Source organism: Bacillus sp. CH_48 (genome assembly GCF_038008465.1).
GTDB classification, from domain to species: Bacteria; Bacillota; Bacilli; order Bacillales; family Bacillaceae_G; genus Bacillus_A; species Bacillus_A thuringiensis_S.
This window is the reverse complement of sequence record NZ_JBBOZF010000001.1, coordinates 4,922,274-4,945,487: the sequence shown is the minus strand read 5'-3', so window position 1 is coordinate 4,945,487 and position 23,214 is coordinate 4,922,274. Positions and strand designations below refer to the sequence as shown.

Below are 23,214 nucleotides of genomic sequence, written 5' to 3'. Positions count from 1 at the left end.
TCATTACCCTCCATTTTTTATTTTCATAATAATGTGAGACAAAAGTAGGTACAAAGTGTATGTTCCTATATACGCTCCTGCAATAAGGAAAAATGGATTCAGTAAAATTCCATGAATGCTTGTCATGAAAACTAAATCTTGTATTAAAACATCGTATATATTAATGGAAATAATTGTACCGAGTACATACAGTGCCAAGTACGCAGAAATATGTAGCACAATAGAGACTTTTGGATGCTTAGCGGACAAATAAAAAATGAATGATAGAGCGATTGGTAATATTCCTATTAATAGCTTCAATTCATTTCACCTCATTAACAATATAGCCGAAATTTTAACGGTCTATTCTCTAGGGCTTGTACATAACTTGAAATAGAGAGGTGATAGTATGAATCGGGGCTTTTTTTTTATGAAGTTTACAAGCATGCGTAAGTTAGTTTTATTTGTTATTACTACAGTGCTAGCGACTTTTTTTCTTATTAGTATGATGGTAACCTCTATGAAAGAGACGAAGTCAACGTATTTATATAATTGGTTAAATGAGTTATCGATGAATGGTTACATGTATGTACTTGGAAAAGAGAATCATTATTTTACACAGGAGTATCGAAATTTGAATCAAGATTTTTCAATTTCTTCTTTTCTCTTTTCTATGGCTACAAATATTCGCTTTAATGATGTACGCAGTTTTGTCGGGAAAGAGCTCCCTGGGTTTGGTAAGTACGATACAGAAATTGTTATTGCGGGTGAGGGTACAAATTATTCTAACTTACCGATAGAGTCGAGTGTCCCTCTTGAAGAAGTAGTGAAGGAACGGACTAGTGGAACTGGACAAGCACCTAAACAAGATACGAGTAAAGAGAAAAAACAGCCGTCCCAAACGACCGGGAAAAGACAAGTTGCGTTTATTTATCATACACATAGCTGGGAATCCTATTTACCTTTACTTAACTTAACGAATGACCCGAATCCGAATAAAGCAACGAGTTCTGTATCGAATATTTCTATATTAGGAGACCGTTTCCGTGAACAACTAGAAGGTGAAGGAATTGGCGCCACTAACGATAAGAGTGATGTTGGTCAAAAGTTAATAAGTAAAGGTTTAAACAGTAATAGTTCGTATAAGATGTCACGAGAAATTGTGCAGCAAGCTATGGCTGGAAATAAAGATCTTCAATACTTTTTTGATTTGCATCGTGATAGTGCCCGAAAGAATGTAACGACAAAAACAATTGGAGATAAATCATATGCAAAGCTTGCATTTGTAGTAGGGAAAGGAAATAAAAACTATGAAAAAAACTTACAATTAGCGACAGCTTTACATGAGGCGATTAATAAGAAATATCCAGGAGTGAGTCGTGGGGTCATTCAAAAAGGGTTCCAGACAGGAAATGGAATCTATAATCAAGACCTATCAGGACAAGCGATATTAATAGAAGTTGGCGGTGTAGATAATAAAGAGGAAGAATTGAATCGATCAATTGATGCACTTGCTAAAGCATTTGGTGAATATTTTTGGCAGGCAGAAAAAGTGAATGGATAAAGTGAAATTTAAATTGGTGAGAGACCTCACCTGATGAAGATGAGTTCACAGTATTTTTGAAAAAACGTAAGTGTAATGCTTGCGTTTTTTCTTTGTAATGATGAGACGTCACAGAATAGACATAATTTGTCGTTGTTATAGTAATATCGAAATTTGTCAATTTATAGTAGGAGATTTACAAAGGGATTTTCGGGAAAGTAGAGAAAATCTTTTTATAAGGAAAACTTTTTATTATGAAACTGGTAGGGTGATTGAAGTGATTAGGGAAATCGAAATAGAAGATGCAGCATCATTTTTGCAATTAAGTAAGCAATTAGATGAAGAAACGAAGTTTATGTTATATGAACCAGGAGAAAGAAAAACTACAGCTGAGCAACAAGAAAAAATGATCCATCGCTTTATAGAAAATGAATATGCAACAATATTTGTAGCAGTTGAAGATGAGAGGATAGTAGGTTTTATATTAGTGAATGGAAATAACATTCAAAGAAAGAGGCATGTAGCAACCATTGTAATTGGTATTTTGCAAGAGTATAACGGGCGAGGTATTGGGACGAGATTGTTTAAAGAGGTTGAGAAGTGGGCAAAATTACATGATGTATGGCGTTTAGAATTAACAGTAATGGCCCACAATACAAGAGCTCAGGCACTATATAAAAAAGCTGGATTTGAGAAAGAAGGTGTCAAAAAAGCTGCTCTTATTATCGATGGAAAGGGCATCGATGAGTATGAAATGGCCAAATTATTAAAATAAGAGGTCGTTATATGAAAAAAAGATGGGCACTACTTGGTATCATAGCTGCAATAATTATTGTTGGAGTAGCAGGAATCAATTATAAAATGTATAAGGATAAGCAGGCGCGGGAAGTAAGTGTAAATAGCATATTTCCGAAAGCAAAAGAAACGATTGCTAATATGGATGGGGATATTGCGGTAATTAATAATCCGAATTCAATGCTTGTACTTGTGAATAAAAGTAGGCGTTTACCAGATGGGTATAGACCGCCAGATTTAGTTATTCCGAAAGTGCGCTACTCTAGTGAAGGTGATCAAGAAAAGAAAAAGATGAGAAAAGAGGCAGCGAGGGCGCTTGAGGATATGTTTCAGCAGGCTGACAACGAGCGTATTTTCCTGTTTGCAGTTTCTGGATTTAGATCTTTTGATCGACAAAAAGCATTAAATACGATGTATAAAAAACAAGATGGAGAAGCAAAAACAGCAATGTCTAGCGCGGTTCCTGGTACAAGTGAGCATCAAACTGGACTAGCTATGGATATTACGTCTCAATCTGCTAAATTTCAGTTAGAGACGGTTTTTGGGGAAACGAAAGAAGGTCAGTGGCTTTCTGAAAATGCCCATAAATTTGGTTTTGTGATTCGATACACAAAAGCGAAAGAGACGATTACGGGCTATCGGTATGAACCATGGCACGTAAGGTATGTGGGAAATCCACAAGCTACATATTTGTATGATAATCAACTGACGCTTGAAGAAGTAACAGAGTGAACAATTGAGGGGAGAGGCGTACAATGACGATGTTATATAAGAAAAAAGTACATGCATATATTACAAGAGAAAAAGAGGGGGTTATGCAATTACTTGTTTTTAAACATCGTGATATACATGAAGCTGGTATTCAAGTGCCAGGGGGAACGGTTGATGAAGGTGAAACGTTAGAAGCGGCTATATTGCGTGAAGTACAGGAAGAATCCGGATTGCGTCATTTATGCATAGAGCGTTTTTTAGCAGATTACATTATACATATGAAAGAAAAACAGGAATATGAAAAACGCCACTTTTTCCATGTAACTTTACTAACAGATGTAAAGGATACTTGGGAACATATTGTAAGTGCTGGTGAGGAAGATAAAGGATTAGTATTTTGCTACGAATGGATTAATATTGCAAAATGCCCTGAATTAGCTGGGAAACAAGGTGAGTTTTTACATTTGTTAGATGAAGTATACGCACAGTAATGTAAGAGTCTGAAGCGAAGGTTAATCCGTTTCAGACTTTTTTTATTTTTCGGGAAATTAAAGGTGTTTAAATAAGGAAATTGAATTTCTTTAAAGGGATATTAATTTAGGATGTGTTGAGGTGAAAAAATGAAAAAGTAAGGGGTATACGCTAAAAAAGTTCATATAAGGGAGAATATAAATGGAAATTCAGTTTAATCCAATCTTAAAAACGGAACTAACAATTCAAGATATTCAAAATGAAATGGAATCTGGAAAGTTAACTTCAAAAGAGCTAGTGATGTATTATCTCTATAGAATCGCAAAGTATGATCAAGACGGACCGAAAATCAATTCAATTTTAGAAATCAATCCAGATGCTATTTTTATTGCAGAAGCGTTAGATCATGAAAGAAAGACAAAGGGTGTAAGGGGTCCGCTACATGGTATACCTGTTTTGGTTAAGGATAATATTGAAACGAATGACTCCATGCATACAAGTGCAGGTACGATTGCTCTAGAACAAAATATAAGTAGTGAAGATGCATTTCTCGTTACTAAACTGCGAGAAGCAGGGGCCGTGATAATAGGAAAAACGAATATGACAGAATTAGCAAATGCAATGTCTTTTAAAATGTGGGCTGGATATAGTGCAAGAGGTGGTCAAACAATTAATCCATACGGAACGGGTAAGGATGGTATGTTTGTTGGGGGCTCAAGTACAGGCTCTGCGATAGCAGTTGCCGCTAACTTTACAGTAGTATCTATTGGGACAGAAACCGATGCTTCTATTTTGAGCCCCGCTGTTCAAAACTCTGTAGTTGGCATTAAACCGACTGTCGGTCTAATTAGTCGTAGAGGAATTATTCCATTCACTTATTCGCAAGATACAGCTGGACCATTTGCTAGAACAGTAACAGATGCCGCTATTTTACTAGGGAGCTTAACTGGAGTGGATGAGAAAGATGTAGCAACTCGTAAAAGTGAAGGTAGGGCATATCAGGATTATACATCTTACCTTGATGCTAATGGTTTAAATGGAGCGAAAATTGGTGTGTTTAACGACGCACCAAAAGATTATTACGAAAATGGTGAGTATGATGAAAAATTGTTTAAAGAAACGATCCAAGTATTACGTAATGAAGGAGCGGCAGTAGTAGAGAATATTGATATTCATTCTTTTCATAGAGAATGGAGTTGGGGAGTTCCGCTTTATGAACTGAAGCATAGTTTAGATAACTATCTTTCTAAATTACGTTCTATTATTCCGGTACATTCTATTTCGGAGTTAATGGAGTTTAATAAAAACATGGCAGAAAGAGCTTTAAAATATGGACAAACTAAGTTAGAGGGAAGAAAAGATTTTCCTAATACGTTACGAAATCCAGAATATTTAAATGCGAGATTAGAAGATATATATTTTTCTCAAGAACAAGGCATTGATTTTGCATTGGAAAAATATAATCTTGATGCGATACTGTTTCCTTCCTATATAGGTTCTACTATATGTGCGAAAGCGGGTTATCCGTCTATAGCAATACCAGCAGGGTATATGGAAAGCGGGAGACCTTTTGGAATTACGATTGCAAGTACTGCCTTTAGTGAAGGGATATTAATTAAGCTAGCTTACGCTTTTGAACAGGCGACAAAACATAGAAAAATCCCGAACTTGTCATGAACAGAATAAACAAAAAGGACAGGGAATTCCTGTCCTTTTTGCTGTGTTGACTACAGTGATAGATTATTCTACTCTGGTTTATAATATTTTAATAAACTGAAAGATAAACAAGCGGAACATAAAATAAGAATAGAAGCGATTATATAAATTGTACGGACACCGAACATATCAGTAATAATGCCAACGCTAAGCATAGAAAGACCAGAAGTTGTTGAAAGAAGGGCGCCATGTACCGTATACATTTTTGATAATAAAGAAGGGGCGACACTTGATTGTAAAACTGTCGTTTGAGAAATATCTCTAATTTGATAACATGGTCCCATTAGAACACATAGAAAAAGCGCAATAAATCCGCTGCTCGTCATACCATATAAAAATGTAAGAATGCTAAACATAAGAGAGCCAATCGACATGGATCGTATTAAATTGTTTTGAATATAGGAACTCATTTTCCATGCTAATAGACCACCGATTAACGTACCAACATAATAACTTGTATTAATATATCCCCACCATTCTTCGCTTTTATGAAGAATAGACGTAACATATGCCATTGTAATAGCACCAATCCATATTGTCCCTGCGAAAGTTTCAATTAAGTCCATATATGTAACGGTACGGAGAGAAGGATTTTGAAATAAGAGTTTCCAACCTTCCGATAAAGCAGTACTTTTTGAAGAGGGAGGGTCTGCTATTCGTTCAGTATGTATGGTATGTAATGAAAAGTGTAATGCAATGCATCCAAAAATCATCAACATGTTATTAATCATGAGTGTAGATGTAGCGCCAATGAGAAGAACGATAACACTCGTAAATGAATAAGCGGCGGCTTGCGCAATTTGTGTTGAAAAGGAAAAGATACTATTTACTTTTACTAATTTTTCTTTTGGTGTAAGGCGCGGAAGAATGCTGTATAGTAATGGAGCACTCCATCCACTACATAATGAAATGAAAAAAATAAAAGTTAATAGAGCTATAATATTTGTGGATAAGACCGGAAATAAAATCATTAATAATAGTAAAAAGACTGTTTTTAGCCATTGTAGCGTATATAACAACGTATAAGGTGGAAAACGATTTACTATAAGAGGTGCAGAGATGTTAGCAATTAGATTTGTGATAACTTGTAATAGTGGAAAAAGAGCAGTAATAGTAGCTGATTTAGTTGCTATATAAATATGAGTTGTAATAATCATTACATATACGATGTCAGCAAGAGTAATGCATATTTTGGAACCTAAGTAGTAAGTTAGTGACTGGTTTTTCAATAAGAATACCACCTCTAAAAAATAGTATTTAGTAATTAGAATAATTGTAGTTTAAAAATTAAAATTTTTAAAGAATTTCATTTTTTGTCACTTTTTGAAAGGAATTTTCATGTATAATGAAGAATATATTGATATAGTATTATATTAATAATCATTGTAACAGTGAGTATGTACAATAGCTTGTAGCAAACGCCCAAGTGTAAGAAAGGGCGGATAAACCATTCTTTTCTTCATATACATATAGAAAATGAGAAAGAAAGTGAGGGTTGCATATGGCTGCTTGGGTAATTTGGTTTATAATAGCTGGTATTTTATTTATCGCAGAAATGTTGTCGATTACATTTTACATGCTTTGGCTTGGAATTGGGGCTGTTGTCGGAGGTCTTATTGCTTTGTTTGCTCCTGATGCACTACTGTTACAAGTTACTGTTGGTGCAATTGTAAGTTTAACTTTGACATTCTTTACGAAAAGAATTTCAAAAAACTTTCGAGAAGCAAAAGGTTTTACTGATACAGTAGATATGCTTGTTGGTAAAAAAGGGATTGTTATGCAAGCGATTACAAATGAAGCGAATGGTATTGTAAAGGTGGATGGAGATACTTGGACAGCTATTGCAGATTCTTCAATTGATGCTGGAGAAAAAGTCGTTGTTATAAAGAGGCATAGTACTATATTACAAGTGAAAAAGGAGAGTGAATAAATATGGTAGCATTAACGTTAACGATTATATTCGCACTAATTGTAGTTACATTTATCGCATTAACAATTAAAATTATTCCTCAGCAAAAAGTTGGGGTTGTTGAAAGATTTGGTAAGTTTCAACGTATCATGCACCCTGGGTTAAATATTTTAATACCAATTGTAGATCGTGTCCGTGTATATCATGACTTACGTATTCAACAAACGAATGTACCACCGCAAAAGGTAATTACGAAAGATAATGTTCAAGTAGAAATTGATACAATTATTTTCTATCAAATTGTTGAACCAGAACTTGCGACATATGGTATTTCAAACTATGAATATGGTGTTCGTAATATTACTTCAGCAACGATGCGTCAAATCATCGGTAAAATGGAACTAGATGAAACGTTATCTGGTCGTGAAAAAATTTCAACAGAAATCCGCTTAGCGCTTGATGAAGCAACAGAAAAATGGGGCGTACGTATTGAACGTGTCGAAGTTGTTGATATTAACCCGCCAAAAGATGTGCAAGCATCAATGGAAAAACAAATGAAGGCTGAGCGTAATAAACGTGCGATTATTTTAGAAGCTGAAGCAGCAAAACAAGATAAAGTTCTTCGCGCTGAAGGGGAAAAGCAAAGTAAAATCTTGATGGCTGAAGGGGATAAAGAAGCGCGTATTCGCGAAGCTGAAGGTTTAAAAGAAGCGAAAGAATTAGAAGCGCAAGGGGAAGCAAGAGCAATTGAAGAAATCGCAAAAGCAGAACAAAACCGTATTGAATTGCTTCGTGAAGCGAATATAGATGAACGTATACTTGCTTATAAATCATTTGAATCATTAGAAGAAGTTGCAAAAGGACCAGCAAATAAAGTCTTTATTCCGTCTAATGCAATTGAAACACTTGGTACTCTTGGGGCAATTGGAGAAATATTTAAAGAAAAACAAGCGAAGAAACTACCTTCAAATGATACAGGAAAAGAACAATAAAAGTGAGGAAGAGAAATGGGATACCATTTCTCTTTTTTTGTGCGTATATTCCGAAAAGCTTGTACATATCCATGTATAAAGAAGGTGATGCAGTGAAAAAGTATGCAACTCGAATACATGGGAAGAAACTAATTTCGTTACTCCTTTTATATGCGCTAATAGTAATTATGATAGCGTCGATTCTGACGTCACTTTTACATACAATGAAATCGAATTATGCAAATCAATGGTTTGGAAAAGTATCGATGCAAGGTTTTGTTCAAATGATAGAAAGTGAGAATCGCTATTATGGATTTGATTATTTTAAGCAGAATAAACGAGAGTCAGTTGGGAATTTAATGTTCTCTATTGCGACAGATTTGAAGATTAAAGATTTAAGAACATTTGTCGGTAAAGAAGTACCTGGTATGTCAAAGTATTATTCTAACATTATCGTAGCTGGGGAAGGGACAAACTTGACGAATATCCCAAATGAATCTAGTGTACCGATTGAAGAAGTAACGAAAGAGCGGAAAGTAGCAAAAGATAAAGTTACAGAAGCGGAAAAGAATAATCCGGTTCAGAAAAAGAACGGAGCGAAAAAAGGTGAGAGTGCAGTATATATTTATCATACACATAGCTGGGAATCCTTCTTTCCATTATTACCAGGGGCAACTGATCCATCTAGCCCAGATGTAAATGTGTCCTTACTAGGAAAACGTATGAAGGAACAACTTGAGGGGCAAGGAATTCCAGTAATTCACGATAAAACGAATATGGGTGATTTATTAGCGAGTAAAAAGTGGGTATGGTATCAGTCATATAAAGCGTCTCATGAATATGTAAAAGAAGCATTAGCACAAAATAATAAAATTGCGTTTCCGATTGATATACATCGTGATGACCAGCGTAAGAAAGTAACAACAAAAGTAATTAACGGGAAATCGTATGCAAGATTATATTTTATAATTGGGATGGAAAATGAAAGGCGTGCTGAAAATGAAAAAATTGCAAGAGCAATCAATAGTTATTTAGATGAAAACTACTACGGATTAAGTAGAGGGATTTTTCCAAAGTATAAAAAAGATGGAAATGGCGTTTATAACCAAGATTTATCGAAAAATGCGATGTTAATTGAAGTTGGTGGTGTTGATAATACGTTAGATGAATTATATAACACAATTGATGTGTTAACAGAAGCGTTTAGTAAATATTATTGGAATGATGCGGAAAAAGTGAATGGATGAGGGACGGGAGACCGTTCCTTTTTTATTTTGAAATCTTAAAATGTGATATAATGGAATTTTATGAATGTTAAATAAAGGGAGAGAGAAACATGCAAATACTACTAATACGCCACGGAGAATCAGAAGCTGATATTTTACATGTGCATGAAGGACGAGCTGATTTTGAGTTAACTGAAAAAGGGAGACAACAAGTACAAAAACTTGTACAGAAAGTGAAAAAAGATTTTGCACCAGATTTCATTTGGGCAAGCACATTAAAACGCGCTCGTGAAACGGGTGAAACATTAGCAGAAGTAATTGGTTGTCCAATTCAATTAGAAGAGGAATTAATGGAGTTTAATAATGGAATACAAGCTGGCTTATCATTTGAAGAAGCAAAGAAATATCCAGAACCAAAGTTTCTTCATGACCGTTTTGAAAACGGAGAGTCATTTATTGAGTTTCGAATGAGAATAGAAGGGATTTTTTCTAAAATTGTGACAGAGAATACATATGATCGAATTGCGATTGTTGCCCATGGAGGCGTAATTAATAGTCTATTACGTGCATTTTTCAATATGCCAATTTCAATGGACTACTATTTCAAAATGGGAGATACGGGAATAAGTTTAATTGAAATTGAGGGTGAACAAAAAACGGTGCATTTCATTAATGATACGAATCATTTGGACGGGATGTAAAGACTTATGTACAAAGTTGCATTTTTTGATGTTGACGGTACGCTTTTAAGCGAGATTGATAGAAGTATGCACGAAAGTACAAAAGAAGCGGTACAAAGATTAATAGATAAGGGGATTCACGTAGTTGTTACAACAGGGAGACCATATAGTTTATGCTCACAATTTAAGGGGTTAGGCATAAATACGTATATTTCTGCAAATGGTGCACATATAAAATGTGGGGAAGAAGTTATACATAAATCAGTACTTTCAAGCGAAATCGTTCATGATATTTCAAATTTTGCTTAATTACATGGTCACAGTGTTTCTTACTTTACAGAAGAATTTGCAATGAATGATATTGCCTCCAAAGATGAACGTGTCATACGAGCGTTAAATGAAACTTTAAATTTAGAGCGGTATCCTGACAAAGTTAAAAACTTGTCAGATGAGATGTATTGCATATGTCTGTATGCCGATGAAGCAGAAGCTCAAAAATTCATTGAAAGATATCCAGCACTTACGTTTGACCGTTTTCATGGTTACGTTATAAATGTATTGGAAGATAGTAAAGTATCGAAGCTAACTGCAATTCAAAAAGTATTGGAACATTTAAATATTAGTAAATCAGAAGCCATTGCTTTTGGTGATGGTGGAAATGATATTGAGATGTTGCAGTATGTAGGATTAGGAGTTGCGATGGGAAATGGTGGAGAGGAGTTGAAGAGAAGGGCTGATTTCGTTACAACGAAGGCGAGTGAAGGCGGAATTTCTTATGCCTTAAAGAAGTTACGCATTATTTAAAACTGATAGCTAGTCAGTGTGAAAAATCCTGTTTTAATAATAGGATTTTTTTGTTCAACAATGTGCTTGCGATAAAAGGAAAAATATGAGTATAATGAGAAAGTAATTAGGTAAGCTAATTATTTAATGAGAAAGGAGAGTGAAGATGAATGGATTCAAGAAAAGATTCTCTTCCTTTAGGGATTGAGCCGTACGCAGAGTTAATCAAAAAGACAGCATCAGCGGAAACGGATCCAATCGCAGCAAAACTTGGTTTGTTAATGTTATGGACGTCTGATAATGTTCTTGATGCTGTTGACGTAGATTTAGCTCCACTTGGTATTTCAGAGAGTAAATTAGATTTTTTACTATTGTTTATTTTGCGTGAAATGGAAGCGAATGGGGAAGAAGTGAACATGAGTCCTTCGGATATTGCGAGTCGATTAGGGATTACACGTGCTTCTGTCACTGGCTTATTAGATTGGATGGAGAAACGAGAGTTAATCGTAAGATTCCACCATTCTAAAGATCGAAGAAGATTAAAGGTGAAAATTACTCCGAAAGGAAAAGAACTAGTTACACATTCTTTACCAACTTTTTGGTTATCTTGCGCTTCGTTAGTTGATGGCTTTAATCAAGAAGAGCGTCAAGTTTTAGAAAAGCTATTAAATAAAATGCAAGCAACTATGCAGGTGAAATTAGGAGAAGGTAGGTAAATAAGTTGATTATGAAGATCAACTTATTTATTTGGACATATAATTAGCTTGTCTTATTATATGTTTAACTAACTTTTTGTACGGTGATAATTTTTGCTATGTAATTAAAATAAATAAGAGTTAAAGGAATGCTATTTTAGTGATCTAGAGGTTTTAAACTAATAAAAATAAATGGTAATAAGGGAGAGAGTTTATGATGGAAATAGGAAAGGAAGTAAATAGTGAAAAGAATTATACAATAATGACAGCTGTATTATGTTGGTCGGGTATGGTAGTTATGTCTAGCCTATATGTAACAATACCTTTAATCTCTCTATTTTCAAACATTTTTAATACGTCATTAACACACTCGGCAGCTACAGGAAGTATATTTTCTGTTGGCTTTGCTATAGGGTGTTTGTTATTTGGGGCAATCTCTGATAAATATGGACGAAAAAAAGTGATTTTTATTGGATTGCTTGCACTGTCGATAGTTTCTTTTTGCTTAGGGTTTGTAGATAGTTTATTTTGGCTTGTTATTTTTAGAGGTATACAGGGGATAGCCGCAGCTACATTTTCTCCAGTAGCGTTAGCCTACGTTGTAGAAATGTTCCCAGTAGAAAAAAGGGTTACAACAATAGGGTTTGTTAGTACCGGTTTTTTAGTAGCTGGAATTGTAGGGCAGGTAATAAGTACTGCTGTTAGTCAGCATTTTGGATGGCATATGGTTTTCTTTCTTCTTAGCATTGTCTATATAAGTACTGCTATATGGGTTTATTATTCTCTTCCGAAAGGAGAGACGTCTCAATCCTATACTGATATTTTGGGACCAATTAAACAGATGGGTAAAGTTTTTACAAATAAAAGCTTAGTATTAAGCTATATAATTGCATTCGTTTTATTAATGGCTTTTGTTAATATGTATACTGTTTTAGGGAATTATTTGAGCTCTCCTACTTACAATTTAACTGCGGAACAAATCCTTTATTTTCGCTTAGCAGGGCTGTTTGGTATGTTGCTGTCACCACTTGCAGGTCGTTTAACAAAGAGGTTTGAAATAAGGAAAGTTCTTCAAGGAGGATTGTTGATTGCTATTTTTAGTCTAAGTTCAATGGGCTTTGTTTCGTATCTATTTCTACTTGTAATGATGAGTGTCTGTTTTGTAATAGGTATTGCTATATCCGTTCCGTCTTTAGTTTCTCTTGTAGGTCAATTAGGAGGGAAAGCAAGGGGAATAGCGGTATCTATTTATACTTTTATTTTATTTTTAGGTACTAGTATAGGGCCTATCATTTCTATTTATCTTATGAAAATAGGAGGTTATGCTCAAACATTTATTTTATTAGGAATGATACTTTTTATTGGTTTTGTAGCTTCTCTATTTATAATTAATGAATGAGTGGAAAATCACTCAAATAAAGGAATGCGAGGATCTTTCATATGCTCGCATAATAAAATATGAATTTGTCCACGATGATGATAAAAGTGTGCAACGATTTCAAGTAACCATTCAAAGCGCGAATAAGAAATCCCCCAATAGGCAGTCATAACTTCTGCTAATTCTATTTGGGAGTAGGAAAGAAATGTTTTAGAGAGAAGGTTGTATCCTTCAATCATCGTTTGTTGCATGTGAGCAACTGTTACGGGCGTATGTTCTATATAAAAGGTATGTAATTCTTTTTCTGAAATACCATTTAAAATGAGTAAATCAGCATGACAAATAAGAGAAAGATGTGCATACATTTCAAATAATGATCGTTTTGAGTGAATCGGTTGTATTTTTAAATCGTTTTCACTATATTGGTTAAGCATATCAATAGAAGTATCAATAGCAACTTTTAGTTGATGTAATGCAGATTGAACAAACATTGTAATTCTCCTCGTCTCCGTATATAATAGTTTCTTGAGGATATTATATCATACTCAAAATTCCGAAAATTCTAGTAGTTTGACTAGCATAATGAAAAGTATTATATTGTAAAAGGTCATATGAAACGTGAAATAGAATGGAATGCAATTATTGAGTTAGGAGTTAGACCAATGAGTTTGAAATATGGAAGAGATACAATTGTAGAAATTGACTTAAATGCTGTAAAACATAATGTAAACGAATTTAAAAAACATGTAAATGATGAAAAAATTAAGATGATGGCTGCTGTAAAAGCGAATGGGTATGGCCATGGGGCAGTTGAAGTTGCCAAAGCTGCAATTGAAGCAGGAATAAATCAACTTGCAGTTGCATTTGTAGATGAAGCGATAGAATTAAGAGAAGCAGGAATTACTGTGCCGATTTTAATTTTAGGATACACACCAGTTGCGGCTGTAGAAGATGTAATTCAATATGACGTTATGATGACTGTTTATAGAGTAGAAGATTTACATGGTATAAATGAAATTGCAAACCGTCTTCAAAAGAAAGTACAAATTCAAGTGAAAATTGATACAGGAATGAGTCGTATCGGTTTACAAGAAGAAGAGGTTAAACCATTTTTAGAAGAATTAAACCGTATGGAGTATGTAGAGGTAGTAGGGATATTTACGCATTACTCTACGGCAGATGAAATCGATAAATCATATACGAATATGCAAACAAGTTTATTTGAAAAAGCTGTTAATACAGCGAGAGAATTAGGAATTCAAATACCATATATTCATAGTTCAAATAGTGCAGGATCAATGGAATTAAGTAACACATTTCAAAATATGGTACGCGTTGGAATAGGAGTATACGGTATGTATCCGTCAAAAGAAGTGGATCATACAATCGTTTCTTTACAGCCTGCGTTGTCGTTAAAATCAAAAGTAGCTCATATTAAACATGCGAAGAAGAATCGCGGTGTAAGTTATGGGAATACGTATGTAACAACTGGTGAAGAATGGATTGCGACTGTACCAATTGGTTATGCTGATGGTTATAATCGTCAATTATCTAATAAAGGCTATGCGTTAATTAACGGGATTCGAGTACCTGTTATCGGCCGTGTTTGTATGGATCAGTTAATGCTGGATGTTTCAAAAGCGATGCCAATACAAGTAGGAGACGAAGTAGTATTCTACGGTAAACAAGGTGAAGAAAATATCGCAGTAGAAGAAATAGCGGATATGTTAGGTACAATAAACTATGAAGTTACATGTATGCTAGATAGAAGAATTCCGCGTGTCTATAAAGAAAATGACGAAACAACTGCAGTTGTAAATATATTAAGAAAAAACTGAATCATTTCGATTCAGTTTTTTTATTTTTGGCAAGTGAAAAATGCTCTATTTGTACCGTGGAATTGAATGTTCTTAAAACCTACAGATTCCAATGAAGAAATTATTTCTTCATTGGAATAACAAGCTTCTTCAAAAGAAAAGTCACTTCTTGTCCAATTATTATCTATGTCATGGTGAAATAGTATAAAGTTCATTTCTGCTTTTTTATTTTCATTATTATATGTAGAATCAATCGTACAAACATATTCTTTCTCTGAAATATGAAACGAAGCAATCCAGTTTTTAAGAAATCCTTTTTCCATATTCATATCAAATGCGAATATACCCTCGTTATGTAATACGGAGTAAACTTTCTGAAACACACTTTTTAGTTCATCTAAATTCATAATATGGTTTAAACTATCACCGGCAGAGATGACGTAGTGGAATTGCTCATTTATATTGAAATAGCGAGCGTCATCGACGATAAAGGTTGCATCTGGCGCATTTTTACGTGCATACTCAATCATTTGAGTAGAACCATCTATACCAGTTACTACAAAATTATGATCAAGTAGTTTCCTAGTAAGATGACCAGTCCCGCAACAAAGATCTAAAATATGAGAACGTGGTTGTGCATATTGTAAAACGAGTTGTTCAAAAGCTGGATAGGAGTGTTCAGAAAAATGTCCCCAATGTTTATTATAAATAGATGCGAAAATATCATAATTAGAATAAATAAGTTTTTTAGACATAAATATTCTCCTTGCTATTCATTAAATTATAATAATCATGCTTCATCATAATTTCAAAACCGCATTGTGTATAAAGCTTCAAAGCATTGTTATTCTTTGTTTCAACTTGTAATTCAATTGTTGTAGCACCATTTGTGAAGAGCTTATGTGTCATATAGTTTAAAATAGCTTTACCGTAGCCTTTACCTTGATAGGAAGGGTGGACAGCGAATCCTGATAATATAGTAGAATGATCTTGCTCAGTAACTGTAATCGTTCCTATCATTTTTTTATCGACAAGAGCACTGTAAACTTTATGAGAAGGTGAAGTCATCATTTTTTGTAACCATGTAGCCGTATTTTCTACTGAATCACCAAAAGCTTTACTAGAAATTTCAATAAGATCAAGAAGTGATTCTGAAGTTGCAAGAGTAAGCTGTATATTATTATCTGTTGTTTTTTGAAGTTCGTTTGTCTTGAACTCCATACTATATTCACTATATAAATATGGTAACTTCATATGTTTTACAAATTCATTCCCAGAAATAGAATCCCCATTGATAATAAGAAGAGCTTCATCTGTCTCTCTATTTTGTATTTCTTTCATTGCAGTTTGTAAAAGGATAGTTCCGAAACGTTGTTTTCTAAAATGAGGATGTACAAAGCCTATTAGTTCAAGCTTTGTTGGTCTTTCAAAATCATACATATTTAAAGCGCCAATTAATTGAGTGCTGTTATAAAGAAGAAAATCGTTTATATAATCTTCATTTCGATTTTTTAAAAAGTTGATATGTAAATCTGAAGAGTAATCAAGGTTGTCTTGTTGCCCACAAATATAAGCCAAATCCTTCATTTGCTGTATTTCACTTTCTGTTACAGAACGCTTTTTCCGAATATCCATTGTATAATCCCTCTCATTCGTATTTAAAAATAGGATGGGTGACTTAACCATTTCTTTAATTCCACATTACCTTGCACAGATAACAGTCGGTATAAATAACGATAAGGCTGTCTATATTCTTCTAAGTGAGGAATAGACATAATTGTTTCGTAACCACTTTGAAAGGCATGTGCTTCTTTTTCGGTAAGTACATATTCTAGTCCGATAAAATCAAGCTCTCGCGGAGCAACAGCGTAAGCTTCAGTATCTACTAAACCCGTAATAGTTGTACCGTCAGATAAAAATTGAGTAGGATCCATATCAATTAAGACGAGTGTAGATTCCTTTGGTACGGACAGGGAAGAAAGTTGTGATTCAAAGGTAGGGAATGCATTTTGTATGCTTTCATCATCAGAATAAAACATATTCACAAGCTCTTTACTTACGTTTAAAATATGTGATTGGAATTCATCTAGTGGAACTTGGAACGTGCCTGACGGATTTCCTATGAAATCGGCTTTAAATTTATGTATTTCTGCAAGTCCTTTTCCTAGGCTGAATAAAATAGAATCTGGTTGCTCGATAAAAGATTGAACTGTGTTACCTACTAACTTTTCAACCACCACAAATTCACGGCCATTTAAAACATGTTTTTCTAATATTGTTGGGATAGGAAGATTCGTATGTTCTTGCAGCAATGTATGTACCGTTTCTAAATGATGGACGTTCCTTGGATCAATTCCAAATAAATTTTTACATCCCCACCAAAAATCATTATTTGGTTCTTCATTCATTTTAGAAGCACGAACGATAACTTCTGTATCTTCTGTTTGAACGAGAAAAACATCACTTGCATGATCTTCATAACCTGGGTGCAAGGCTTGAACGGATAGAATAGGTGAATTGAATAGTTGTTGTAACATGAAAAGACCTCTTTTTCTGTAAATTCTATAAATTTATTATATAACAGGTGATGTGTTATGGGGATAAAGATAAAAAATTGAAATCATAGTTACATTTATAGTGAGAACTTATTAAAAATATTATATTTCTCCATTTTTGTGTGAATTGTCAAAAAAAACAGAGTGATAGTATTTGAATGTAAAGCTCGTATCTTTAAAGCTATGAAGAGTAAAAGTAGAATTAAGCATTCGTTTATAAGATTGTGAATCATAATAATGTAGACTATTGAAAATATTTCTCAATAATAAAATGAAGAGAAAAGCATGAAGAAGTAGAATGCATTCATTTATAATAGATTTAAATTAATTAATATAATTAATTGTTAATTTTATTATATTAAATGGATAGGAGAGAATATTATGGCAAATGTACTCGTAATAAATTTCCCTGGGGAAGGTCATATTAATCCGACTTTAGCTATTGTAAGTGAGTTAATTCAGCGAGGGGAAACAGTTGTTTCTTATTGTATTGAAGATTATAGAAAGAAGGTTGAAGCAACAGGTGCGGAATTCCGAGTGTTTGAGAATTTTCTCTCTCAAATTAATATTATGGAACGAGTAAATGAAGGTGGGAGCCCTTTGACGATGCTATCTCATATGATTGAAGCATCAGAGCGTATTGTTACTCAAATTGTAGAGGAAACAAAAGAGGAAAAATACGATTATTTAATATATGATAATCATTTTCCAGTAGGACGTATTATAGCGAATATTTTACAATTACCAAGCGTTTCATCTTGTACAACGTTTGCTGTTAATCAGTACATTAATTTTCATGATGGGCAAGAATCGAGACAAGTAGATGAAATGAATCCATTATATCAATCTTGTTTAGCGGGAATGGAAAGATGGAATAAGCAGTATGGAATGAAATGTAATAGTATGTATGATATTATGAACCATCCTGGTGATATTACGATTGTATATACTTCAAAAGAACATCAGCCGCGTTCAGATGTATTTGATGAATCGTATAAATTTGTAGGTCCATCAATTGCTACTCGAAAAGAAGTGGGGAGTTTTCCTACTGAAGATTTAAAAAATGAAAAAGTAATTTTCATTTCTATGGGAACAGTTTTTAATGAGCAACCTGCTCTGTATGAAAAGTGTTTTGAAGCGTTTAAAGATGTAGATGCCACAGTCGTATTAGTCGTTGGTAAGAAGATAAATATAAGTCAATTTGAAAATATCCCGAAAAACTTTAAGTTGTATAATTATGTCCCGCAATTAGAAGTTTTACAGCATGCTGATGTATTCGTGACACATGGTGGTATGAATAGTTCGAGTGAAGCGTTATATTACGGTGTTCCATTAGTTGTAATTCCGGTAACAGGAGATCAGCCATTCGTTGCAAAACGATTGACTGAAGTAGGGGCAGGCATAAGACTTAATCGTAACGAGTTAACTTCTGAATTGTTATGTGAGACTGTAAAGAAAGTAATGGATGATGTGACGTTTAAGGAAAATAGTCGTAAAGTGGGAGAGTCGCTTAGAAATGCTGGTGGATATCAAAGGGCAGTTGAGGAAATACTTGAATTAAAAATGAAGCCGTACGTAAAGATTAAATAGATGTTAAAAACACACTTACTTTTAATTGGTAAGTGTGTTTCTAGTATTACGCGCTAAATGTGTTACATAAAAATAGCGATAAAGGTGAAACTTTTGTGTATATAAACTGATATCTTTGTCTTAGCAGAAAAATTACGTTAAAATAATACTAAGAAAATATATAAGCTTTGGGGGTAATGAATGAAGAAAGTATTTGAATACGTATTATTAACAATTGGCTCAATTATAGTAGCAGGTTCATTAGAGCTTATTTTAGCACCTAATGGATTAGTAGATGGCGGGGTAACGGCTATTGCTATTATGGCAAATAAAGTTGCAGGATTGCCGCTTTATGGCGTTTTCTTAGGAATTAATATCCCAATTTTATTATTTACTGCAAAAGTAATGGGAAAGAAATTTTTTATCCGTACATCTTATGCGAATGTAGTTACAACACTCGGATTAATTTATTTAAAACCATTTCCAGCAATTACGACTTCTGAGTTATTAATTGTACTTTATGGTGGAGTGCTGTTCGGAATTGGTGTTGGGATTGTTGTTAAAATGGGTGGAGCAATTGACGGTTCGGAAATGTTAGCAGTTTGGATGAATAAACACTTTAATGTACCAATTAGTACATTTTTACTTGCAGTAAATGCAGTTATTTTCATCTTTGTTGCAATTTTATTTTCAATCGAACAAGCGATGTTCTCATTAGCAATTTTCTATATTGTTACGAAGATGATTGATTTTATATTAGATGGTATTAATCAAGGTAAGAGCGTTATGATTATTTCTGGTAAGAATAAAGAAATAGGCGATTTACTTATGAAAGAATTGCAACTATCTGTTACGTATCTACATGGAGAAGGTGGTTTTTTAGGGGAGCATAAGAGAATCATTTATTGCATTACAAACCGATTCATTTATCCGAAAATGAAAGATCTCGTTCTCTCTGTAGATCCAACCGCTATAATTGAAGCTTCCTATTCAACAGAAACGACTGGTGTGAAACGTCCGGGAAGGAAAGCTAGGTCAGGTGAGTAACTAGAAGAAGGCTGTCCAAAAAGTTATTTTGGAACAACCTTCTTTTTTATTTTGTTGAATTGTTAGTATGTTACAAGTTAAACCCACTGTTAACAAGTTTCCTTGCAACTAGGGAACCAAGCGTCTTTCAATAATGTAGCCAACGTCTCAATTTTATTTTCCGGAATACTACCAAAACCGAGTAATACATATGATTCCTTGCGTAAATCATTCATGAAATCATATGGAGAAAGTGGGTATAATTTAACGCTTTGTTTTTTAGCGGATTCAATCAGTTCATTTTCATTCATACTGTTATGTACACATAAAACAATATGAAGTCCGGACTGTTCGCCAAGAATTTGAACATTAGCCCCCATTTCTTTCATAATGGATTTTACTAACGCATGATGTTTTCTTTTATATAGTGTACGACTCCGATTAAGGTGACGTTCCCAATTCCCGCTTTGTATAAAGTTAGCAAAAGCAAGTTGTTGTATTGTAGCCACTGTTTGTTTAAAAATTCCATACAGTTCTTGATATATTTTTAAAAGATGTGGTGGTAAAACAACATATCCCATTCGTAAAGAAGGTAAAAAAGATTTTGAGAAAGTCCCCATATAAATAACGCGTTCATTTGAATCAAGACTTTGTAAAGAAGGAATCGGCTTACCAGCGTAGCGAAACTCTCCGTCATAGTCATCTTCAATAATGTATCCATTGCAATCATTAGCCCACTTTAACAATTCTAACCTTCTAGGTAAAGGCATAATAATCCCAAGTGGAAATTGGTGTGATGGTGTAACGTATGCGACATTGGCATTTGTATTGTATAAGCTAGAAATATTAATCCCTTTTTCATCCAATGGTATGGGATGGATTTGTCTATCACAGCTTTTAATGATTGCGTGTATACGGTGAAATCCAGGGTTTTCAATGCCGTATTCTTTTGTAGGGCCAAGCAGTTGAAGTAGTAACCAGAGAAGTGGCTGCGTTCCGGCACCGATCACAATTTGATCAGGTGAAGAATGTACACCGCGAGAATGATATAAATATGTTGATATATGCTCTCGAAGAGCGAATTCACCTTGAGGGTCTTCTTTGGCAAATAGTGCATTTTCGTATGTAAGTATGGATTCTTGTAATGCCCGTTTCCAATTTGTAATCGGAAATTTATTTTGATCAATAAGCCCTTGGCTACAATCGTATTCGAATTTTTCGTCTATCAAATTGCTCGTCTTCTTTGCTGCATTTCGTTTTTTATTTGGGATAACGTCAATATCGAAATTTGCTACAAAAATACCACGTTTCGGTTTACTTTCTACATAACCTTCAGCTAATAATTGTTGATAAGCTGATTCAACAGTAATGCGGCTAATATTAAGTTGTGATGCTAAATTTCTGTGTGAGGGTAGACGTGTGCCAACAGAAATAGTCCCTTGTATAATTTCAGCTTTTATATATTCGTAAATTTGCAAGTAAATAGGTGTGTTACTTTGTAATTGCAATGGGATAGTAAAATCCATATAAAACTCTCCTTTAAAACTGACCTTATAAAAAATACTGAAACTGCCACTTAAGTAAAGGGCAGTCACTTTCTATAATAATGATATAACATTTAGAAAATTGAATAAATAGTTAAGGGAGAGTTAAAAATGAATGTTAAAGAAGTAGTAACAGAAGAGCAATTACATGAAGTATTACCTGTTTTACAGCAATTACGAACACAACTTTCAAAAGAGGAAACAGGCACTTTATTTCGAAATATGAAAGAAGAAAATTATAAACTATTCTCGCTGCGTAATGAAGATGATGAAGTTGTTAGCCTTGCAGGTGTAGCGATTTGTACGAACTTTTATAATAAGAAGCACGTTTTCGTATATGACCTTGTAACGGCAGACGCACATCGTTCAAAAGGACATGGAAATGTATTACTTTCGTATATAGAGAACTGGGGAAAGGAAAACGGATGTGAGTCTATCACCCTCACGTCAGCATTTTCAAGAATTGATGCTCATCGTTTTTATGAAAGAGAAGGGTATGATAAGGTGAGTTATTCTTTTCATAAAGAATTATAAATAATAAGAAGAAGCTGTCTCGAAAAGTTGGGAACAGCTTCTTCTTATTATTATTTCTCAAGTTATTATTGAACCGTAAATAGGTTGTAAGTTATGGTATATGTATTTGAAAAGGTTATATAGTGTTATTGTATCGAATTGTTTTAAGTAATAATAAAGAGAATGATTGGAGCGCTTATACTTGAAAAAAATAAAGAAACTATCAATCCCTAATGATGCTAGAGTTATTGTCATATCGGATATTCATGGAGAATTAAATCTTTTAAAAGAAGCACTACATAAAGTTAACTTTAAAGATGAAGATTATTTAATTATTAATGGAGATCTTTGCGAGAAAGGACGAGATAGCGTAGGTGTAGTAAACTACGTTATGAATCTTGTAAAGAACAATTCAAAGGTTCACGTTGTTGAAGGGAATTGTGAAGTTTTAGTTGATGCTCTTCTAAATGAAAATCCTCGTCTTATTAATTATTTATGTACGAGGAAGCATTCAATTTTTAATGAATGGCTAGAGCAATTGGATTTTTCAGTTCATGAAGGTACTTCAATTCGTGAAGTGAAAGAAGCATTGCTAAGTGAATTTTCACAAGAACTATATTGGCTAACGGAGTTGCCAACAGCGATTGAAACAGAAGATTATATTTTTGTGCATGCAGGGCTAGAAGATAGAGTAGATTGGAAAGAAACAGAGCGCAAAAATGCGATAGCAATGCCGGAGTTTTTTTATAAATCACATAAAGCAAATAAGTATGTAATAGTTGGTCATTGGCCAGTCGTGAACTATTCTGAAGAAGCACCGTCTAACAATCCAGTTATTGATGAGGAGAAAAAAATTATTGCAATTGATGGAGGAAATGCAATTAAAGAAGCAGGACAATTAAATGCATTTATTATTCAGAGGAAACAAACGGGCGATACATTTTCTTATACATATGTAGACTATTTCCCACAGTATGAAGTAATAGCGGATTTTAATGCGAATTCAGAAATGCAGGGCGGAGTGACATATCCGTATTATTACATAGAGCCTATCGAGAAGATGCAAGATTACACCGTATGTAAGCAAAAGGAAACGAATAATTTGCTCACTGTAAAAAATGAATATATGAAACAACTTGAGTCAGGTGAATATACAGTGAAAACCGATATTTCTTGTGCGCAAATAAGCGTTAGGAAGGGAGATATCGTTTCTCTCATTGATGATAGCTGTTCAGGATATGATTTAATTAAAAAAGATGGCGTAGAGGGTTGGATAGAGAAAGGGATTTTGCTTGAGGTGAATAAAAAGGGAAATAATATATTGAGCTGAAAT

Annotated in this window: 23 protein-coding genes and 1 pseudogene; 17 read left to right on the top strand and 7 right to left on the bottom strand. The window is 34.0% G+C overall.

Annotated elements, in window-relative coordinates; all coding sequences use genetic code 11:
- Nucleotides 1–3: 3 nt before the first annotated feature.
- Nucleotides 4–300 (bottom strand): hypothetical protein, encoded by a 297-nt coding sequence (locus N2V92_RS24885; RefSeq protein ID WP_016077826.1) that lies wholly within the window; start codon nt 298–300, stop codon nt 4–6.
- A gap of 88 nt (nt 301–388) precedes the next feature.
- Between N2V92_RS24885 and spoIIP (N2V92_RS24880) the strand changes: the two genes are divergently transcribed.
- From spoIIP (N2V92_RS24880) to N2V92_RS24860, 5 genes are all read left to right on the top strand, one after another.
- Entirely contained in the window at nt 389–1,543 is a 1,155-nt protein-coding gene (gene spoIIP, locus N2V92_RS24880) for a stage II sporulation protein P (protein ID WP_016077825.1), read from the top strand.
- A 256-nt stretch (nt 1,544–1,799) separates the two neighbouring features.
- On the top strand, nt 1,800–2,297 hold the full coding sequence (locus N2V92_RS24875) for a GNAT family N-acetyltransferase (RefSeq protein WP_000617571.1): 498 nt from the start codon (nt 1,800–1,802) through the stop codon (nt 2,295–2,297).
- A gap of 11 nt (nt 2,298–2,308) precedes the next feature.
- On the top strand, nt 2,309–3,049 hold the full coding sequence (locus tag N2V92_RS24870; protein ID WP_000747643.1) for a M15 family metallopeptidase: 741 nt from the start codon (nt 2,309–2,311) through the stop codon (nt 3,047–3,049).
- 23 nt (nt 3,050–3,072) lie between these two features.
- Nucleotides 3,073–3,519, top strand: coding sequence for an NUDIX hydrolase (locus N2V92_RS24865; RefSeq protein ID WP_000178282.1), 447 nt, complete (start codon nt 3,073–3,075; stop codon nt 3,517–3,519).
- A 181-nt stretch (nt 3,520–3,700) separates the two neighbouring features.
- The gene (locus tag N2V92_RS24860; RefSeq protein WP_000405403.1) at nt 3,701–5,176 is read left to right on the top strand and encodes an amidase family protein; all 1,476 of its coding nucleotides are present in this window, start codon (nt 3,701–3,703) and stop codon (nt 5,174–5,176) included.
- A gap of 68 nt (nt 5,177–5,244) precedes the next feature.
- On the opposite strand, the gene N2V92_RS24855 is transcribed toward N2V92_RS24860, so the two are convergent.
- Entirely contained in the window at nt 5,245–6,444 is a 1,200-nt protein-coding gene (locus N2V92_RS24855) for an MFS transporter (RefSeq protein ID WP_016077824.1), read from the bottom strand.
- Between the two features lie 272 nt (nt 6,445–6,716).
- Here N2V92_RS24855 and N2V92_RS24850 point away from each other — a divergent pair, with 272 nt between their 5' ends.
- The 7 genes and pseudogenes from N2V92_RS24850 to N2V92_RS24820 all read left to right on the top strand — a co-directional run bounded on the left by N2V92_RS24850 (nt 6,717) and on the right by N2V92_RS24820 (nt 12,878).
- Nucleotides 6,717–7,145, top strand: coding sequence for an NfeD family protein (locus N2V92_RS24850; RefSeq protein WP_000741974.1), 429 nt, complete (start codon nt 6,717–6,719; stop codon nt 7,143–7,145).
- Nucleotides 7,146–7,147: 2 nt separating this feature from the next.
- Nucleotides 7,148–8,116 carry an SPFH domain-containing protein gene (locus tag N2V92_RS24845; RefSeq protein ID WP_000226256.1) on the top strand — a complete coding sequence of 323 codons (969 nt, stop codon included), beginning with the start codon at nt 7,148–7,150 and terminating at the stop codon, nt 8,114–8,116.
- Nucleotides 8,117–8,136: 20 nt separating this feature from the next.
- Entirely contained in the window at nt 8,137–9,342 is a 1,206-nt protein-coding gene (gene spoIIP / locus N2V92_RS24840) for a stage II sporulation protein P (RefSeq protein WP_374058747.1), read from the top strand.
- Between the two features lie 89 nt (nt 9,343–9,431).
- Nucleotides 9,432–10,022: a histidine phosphatase family protein gene (locus tag N2V92_RS24835; protein WP_001166447.1), complete on the top strand. Its 591-nt coding sequence runs from the start codon at nt 9,432–9,434 to the stop codon at nt 10,020–10,022.
- Nucleotides 10,023–10,028: 6 nt separating this feature from the next.
- Nucleotides 10,029–10,805: pseudogene (locus N2V92_RS24830) on the top strand (Cof-type HAD-IIB family hydrolase).
- A 149-nt stretch (nt 10,806–10,954) separates the two neighbouring features.
- Nucleotides 10,955–11,500 carry a MarR family winged helix-turn-helix transcriptional regulator gene (locus tag N2V92_RS24825; RefSeq protein ID WP_000378334.1) on the top strand — a complete coding sequence of 182 codons (546 nt, stop codon included), beginning with the start codon at nt 10,955–10,957 and terminating at the stop codon, nt 11,498–11,500.
- Between the two features lie 196 nt (nt 11,501–11,696).
- Nucleotides 11,697–12,878 (top strand): MFS transporter, encoded by a 1,182-nt coding sequence (locus N2V92_RS24820; protein ID WP_033668968.1) that lies wholly within the window; start codon nt 11,697–11,699, stop codon nt 12,876–12,878.
- A gap of 8 nt (nt 12,879–12,886) precedes the next feature.
- On the opposite strand, the gene N2V92_RS24815 is transcribed toward N2V92_RS24820, so the two are convergent.
- On the bottom strand, nt 12,887–13,348 hold the full coding sequence (locus N2V92_RS24815; RefSeq protein ID WP_000497993.1) for a DinB family protein: 462 nt from the start codon (nt 13,346–13,348) through the stop codon (nt 12,887–12,889).
- Nucleotides 13,349–13,519: 171 nt separating this feature from the next.
- Between N2V92_RS24815 and alr the strand changes: the two genes are divergently transcribed.
- Nucleotides 13,520–14,695 carry an alanine racemase gene (alr, locus tag N2V92_RS24810; RefSeq protein WP_042598669.1) on the top strand — a complete coding sequence of 392 codons (1,176 nt, stop codon included), beginning with the start codon at nt 13,520–13,522 and terminating at the stop codon, nt 14,693–14,695.
- A gap of 20 nt (nt 14,696–14,715) precedes the next feature.
- On the opposite strand, the gene N2V92_RS24805 is transcribed toward alr, so the two are convergent.
- The 3 genes from N2V92_RS24805 to N2V92_RS24795 are packed head-to-tail and all read right to left on the bottom strand — an operon-like array spanning nt 14,716 to nt 17,211.
- A complete protein-coding gene (locus N2V92_RS24805) occupies nt 14,716–15,429 on the bottom strand; it encodes a class I SAM-dependent methyltransferase (protein WP_000038499.1) in 714 nt (237 codons plus the stop codon).
- Nucleotides 15,422–16,309 (bottom strand): GNAT family N-acetyltransferase, encoded by an 888-nt coding sequence (locus N2V92_RS24800; protein ID WP_000354634.1) that lies wholly within the window; start codon nt 16,307–16,309, stop codon nt 15,422–15,424. Before N2V92_RS24800 ends, N2V92_RS24805 begins: the two co-directional genes overlap by 8 nt.
- 23 nt (nt 16,310–16,332) lie before the next feature.
- The gene (locus N2V92_RS24795) at nt 16,333–17,211 is read right to left on the bottom strand and encodes a nitrate reductase (RefSeq protein WP_000941370.1); all 879 of its coding nucleotides are present in this window, start codon (nt 17,209–17,211) and stop codon (nt 16,333–16,335) included.
- Between the two features lie 399 nt (nt 17,212–17,610).
- Here N2V92_RS24795 and N2V92_RS24790 point away from each other — a divergent pair, with 399 nt between their 5' ends.
- Nucleotides 17,611–18,819, top strand: coding sequence for a macrolide family glycosyltransferase (locus tag N2V92_RS24790; RefSeq protein WP_000024468.1), 1,209 nt, complete (start codon nt 17,611–17,613; stop codon nt 18,817–18,819).
- A 180-nt stretch (nt 18,820–18,999) separates the two neighbouring features.
- Complete coding sequence (locus N2V92_RS24785; RefSeq protein WP_000755126.1) at nt 19,000–19,845, top strand: YitT family protein; 846 nt, start codon at nt 19,000–19,002, stop codon at nt 19,843–19,845.
- Nucleotides 19,846–19,934: 89 nt separating this feature from the next.
- Here N2V92_RS24785 and pdxR read toward each other — a convergent pair whose 3' ends face one another.
- Nucleotides 19,935–21,350, bottom strand: coding sequence for a MocR-like pyridoxine biosynthesis transcription factor PdxR (gene pdxR / locus N2V92_RS24780; RefSeq protein WP_016077821.1), 1,416 nt, complete (start codon nt 21,348–21,350; stop codon nt 19,935–19,937).
- Between the two features lie 129 nt (nt 21,351–21,479).
- Here pdxR and N2V92_RS24775 point away from each other — a divergent pair, with 129 nt between their 5' ends.
- Together N2V92_RS24775 and N2V92_RS24770 are read left to right on the top strand one after the other, a co-directional pair.
- On the top strand, nt 21,480–21,902 hold the full coding sequence (locus N2V92_RS24775; protein WP_001101124.1) for a GNAT family N-acetyltransferase: 423 nt from the start codon (nt 21,480–21,482) through the stop codon (nt 21,900–21,902).
- 181 nt (nt 21,903–22,083) lie between these two features.
- The gene (locus N2V92_RS24770; RefSeq protein ID WP_000721389.1) at nt 22,084–23,211 is read left to right on the top strand and encodes a metallophosphoesterase; all 1,128 of its coding nucleotides are present in this window, start codon (nt 22,084–22,086) and stop codon (nt 23,209–23,211) included.
- The last annotated feature ends 3 nt before the right edge of the window (nt 23,212–23,214 follow it).

Coding starts and splice junctions, on each gene's coding strand:
- N2V92_RS24825 (WP_000378334.1), top strand. CDS start 10,955: ATGGATTCAAGAAAAGATTCTCTTCCTTTAGGGATTGAGCCGTACGCA.
- N2V92_RS24850 (WP_000741974.1), top strand. CDS start 6,717: ATGGCTGCTTGGGTAATTTGGTTTATAATAGCTGGTATTTTATTTATC.
- N2V92_RS24785 (WP_000755126.1), top strand. CDS start 19,000: ATGAAGAAAGTATTTGAATACGTATTATTAACAATTGGCTCAATTATA.
- N2V92_RS24845 (WP_000226256.1), top strand. CDS start 7,148: ATGGTAGCATTAACGTTAACGATTATATTCGCACTAATTGTAGTTACA.
- N2V92_RS24835 (WP_001166447.1), top strand. CDS start 9,432: ATGCAAATACTACTAATACGCCACGGAGAATCAGAAGCTGATATTTTA.
- N2V92_RS24800 (WP_000354634.1), bottom strand. CDS start 16,309: ATGGATATTCGGAAAAAGCGTTCTGTAACAGAAAGTGAAATACAGCAA.
- N2V92_RS24775 (WP_001101124.1), top strand. CDS start 21,480: ATGAATGTTAAAGAAGTAGTAACAGAAGAGCAATTACATGAAGTATTA.
- N2V92_RS24790 (WP_000024468.1), top strand. CDS start 17,611: ATGGCAAATGTACTCGTAATAAATTTCCCTGGGGAAGGTCATATTAAT.
- N2V92_RS24860 (WP_000405403.1), top strand. CDS start 3,701: ATGGAAATTCAGTTTAATCCAATCTTAAAAACGGAACTAACAATTCAA.
- N2V92_RS24865 (WP_000178282.1), top strand. CDS start 3,073: ATGACGATGTTATATAAGAAAAAAGTACATGCATATATTACAAGAGAA.
- N2V92_RS24820 (WP_033668968.1), top strand. CDS start 11,697: ATGGAAATAGGAAAGGAAGTAAATAGTGAAAAGAATTATACAATAATG.
- pdxR (WP_016077821.1), bottom strand. CDS start 21,350: ATGGATTTTACTATCCCATTGCAATTACAAAGTAACACACCTATTTAC.
- spoIIP (WP_016077825.1), top strand. CDS start 389: ATGAATCGGGGCTTTTTTTTTATGAAGTTTACAAGCATGCGTAAGTTA.
- N2V92_RS24815 (WP_000497993.1), bottom strand. CDS start 13,348: ATGTTTGTTCAATCTGCATTACATCAACTAAAAGTTGCTATTGATACT.
- alr (WP_042598669.1), top strand. CDS start 13,520: ATGAGTTTGAAATATGGAAGAGATACAATTGTAGAAATTGACTTAAAT.
- N2V92_RS24870 (WP_000747643.1), top strand. CDS start 2,309: ATGAAAAAAAGATGGGCACTACTTGGTATCATAGCTGCAATAATTATT.
- N2V92_RS24795 (WP_000941370.1), bottom strand. CDS start 17,211: ATGTTACAACAACTATTCAATTCACCTATTCTATCCGTTCAAGCCTTG.
- N2V92_RS24805 (WP_000038499.1), bottom strand. CDS start 15,429: ATGTCTAAAAAACTTATTTATTCTAATTATGATATTTTCGCATCTATT.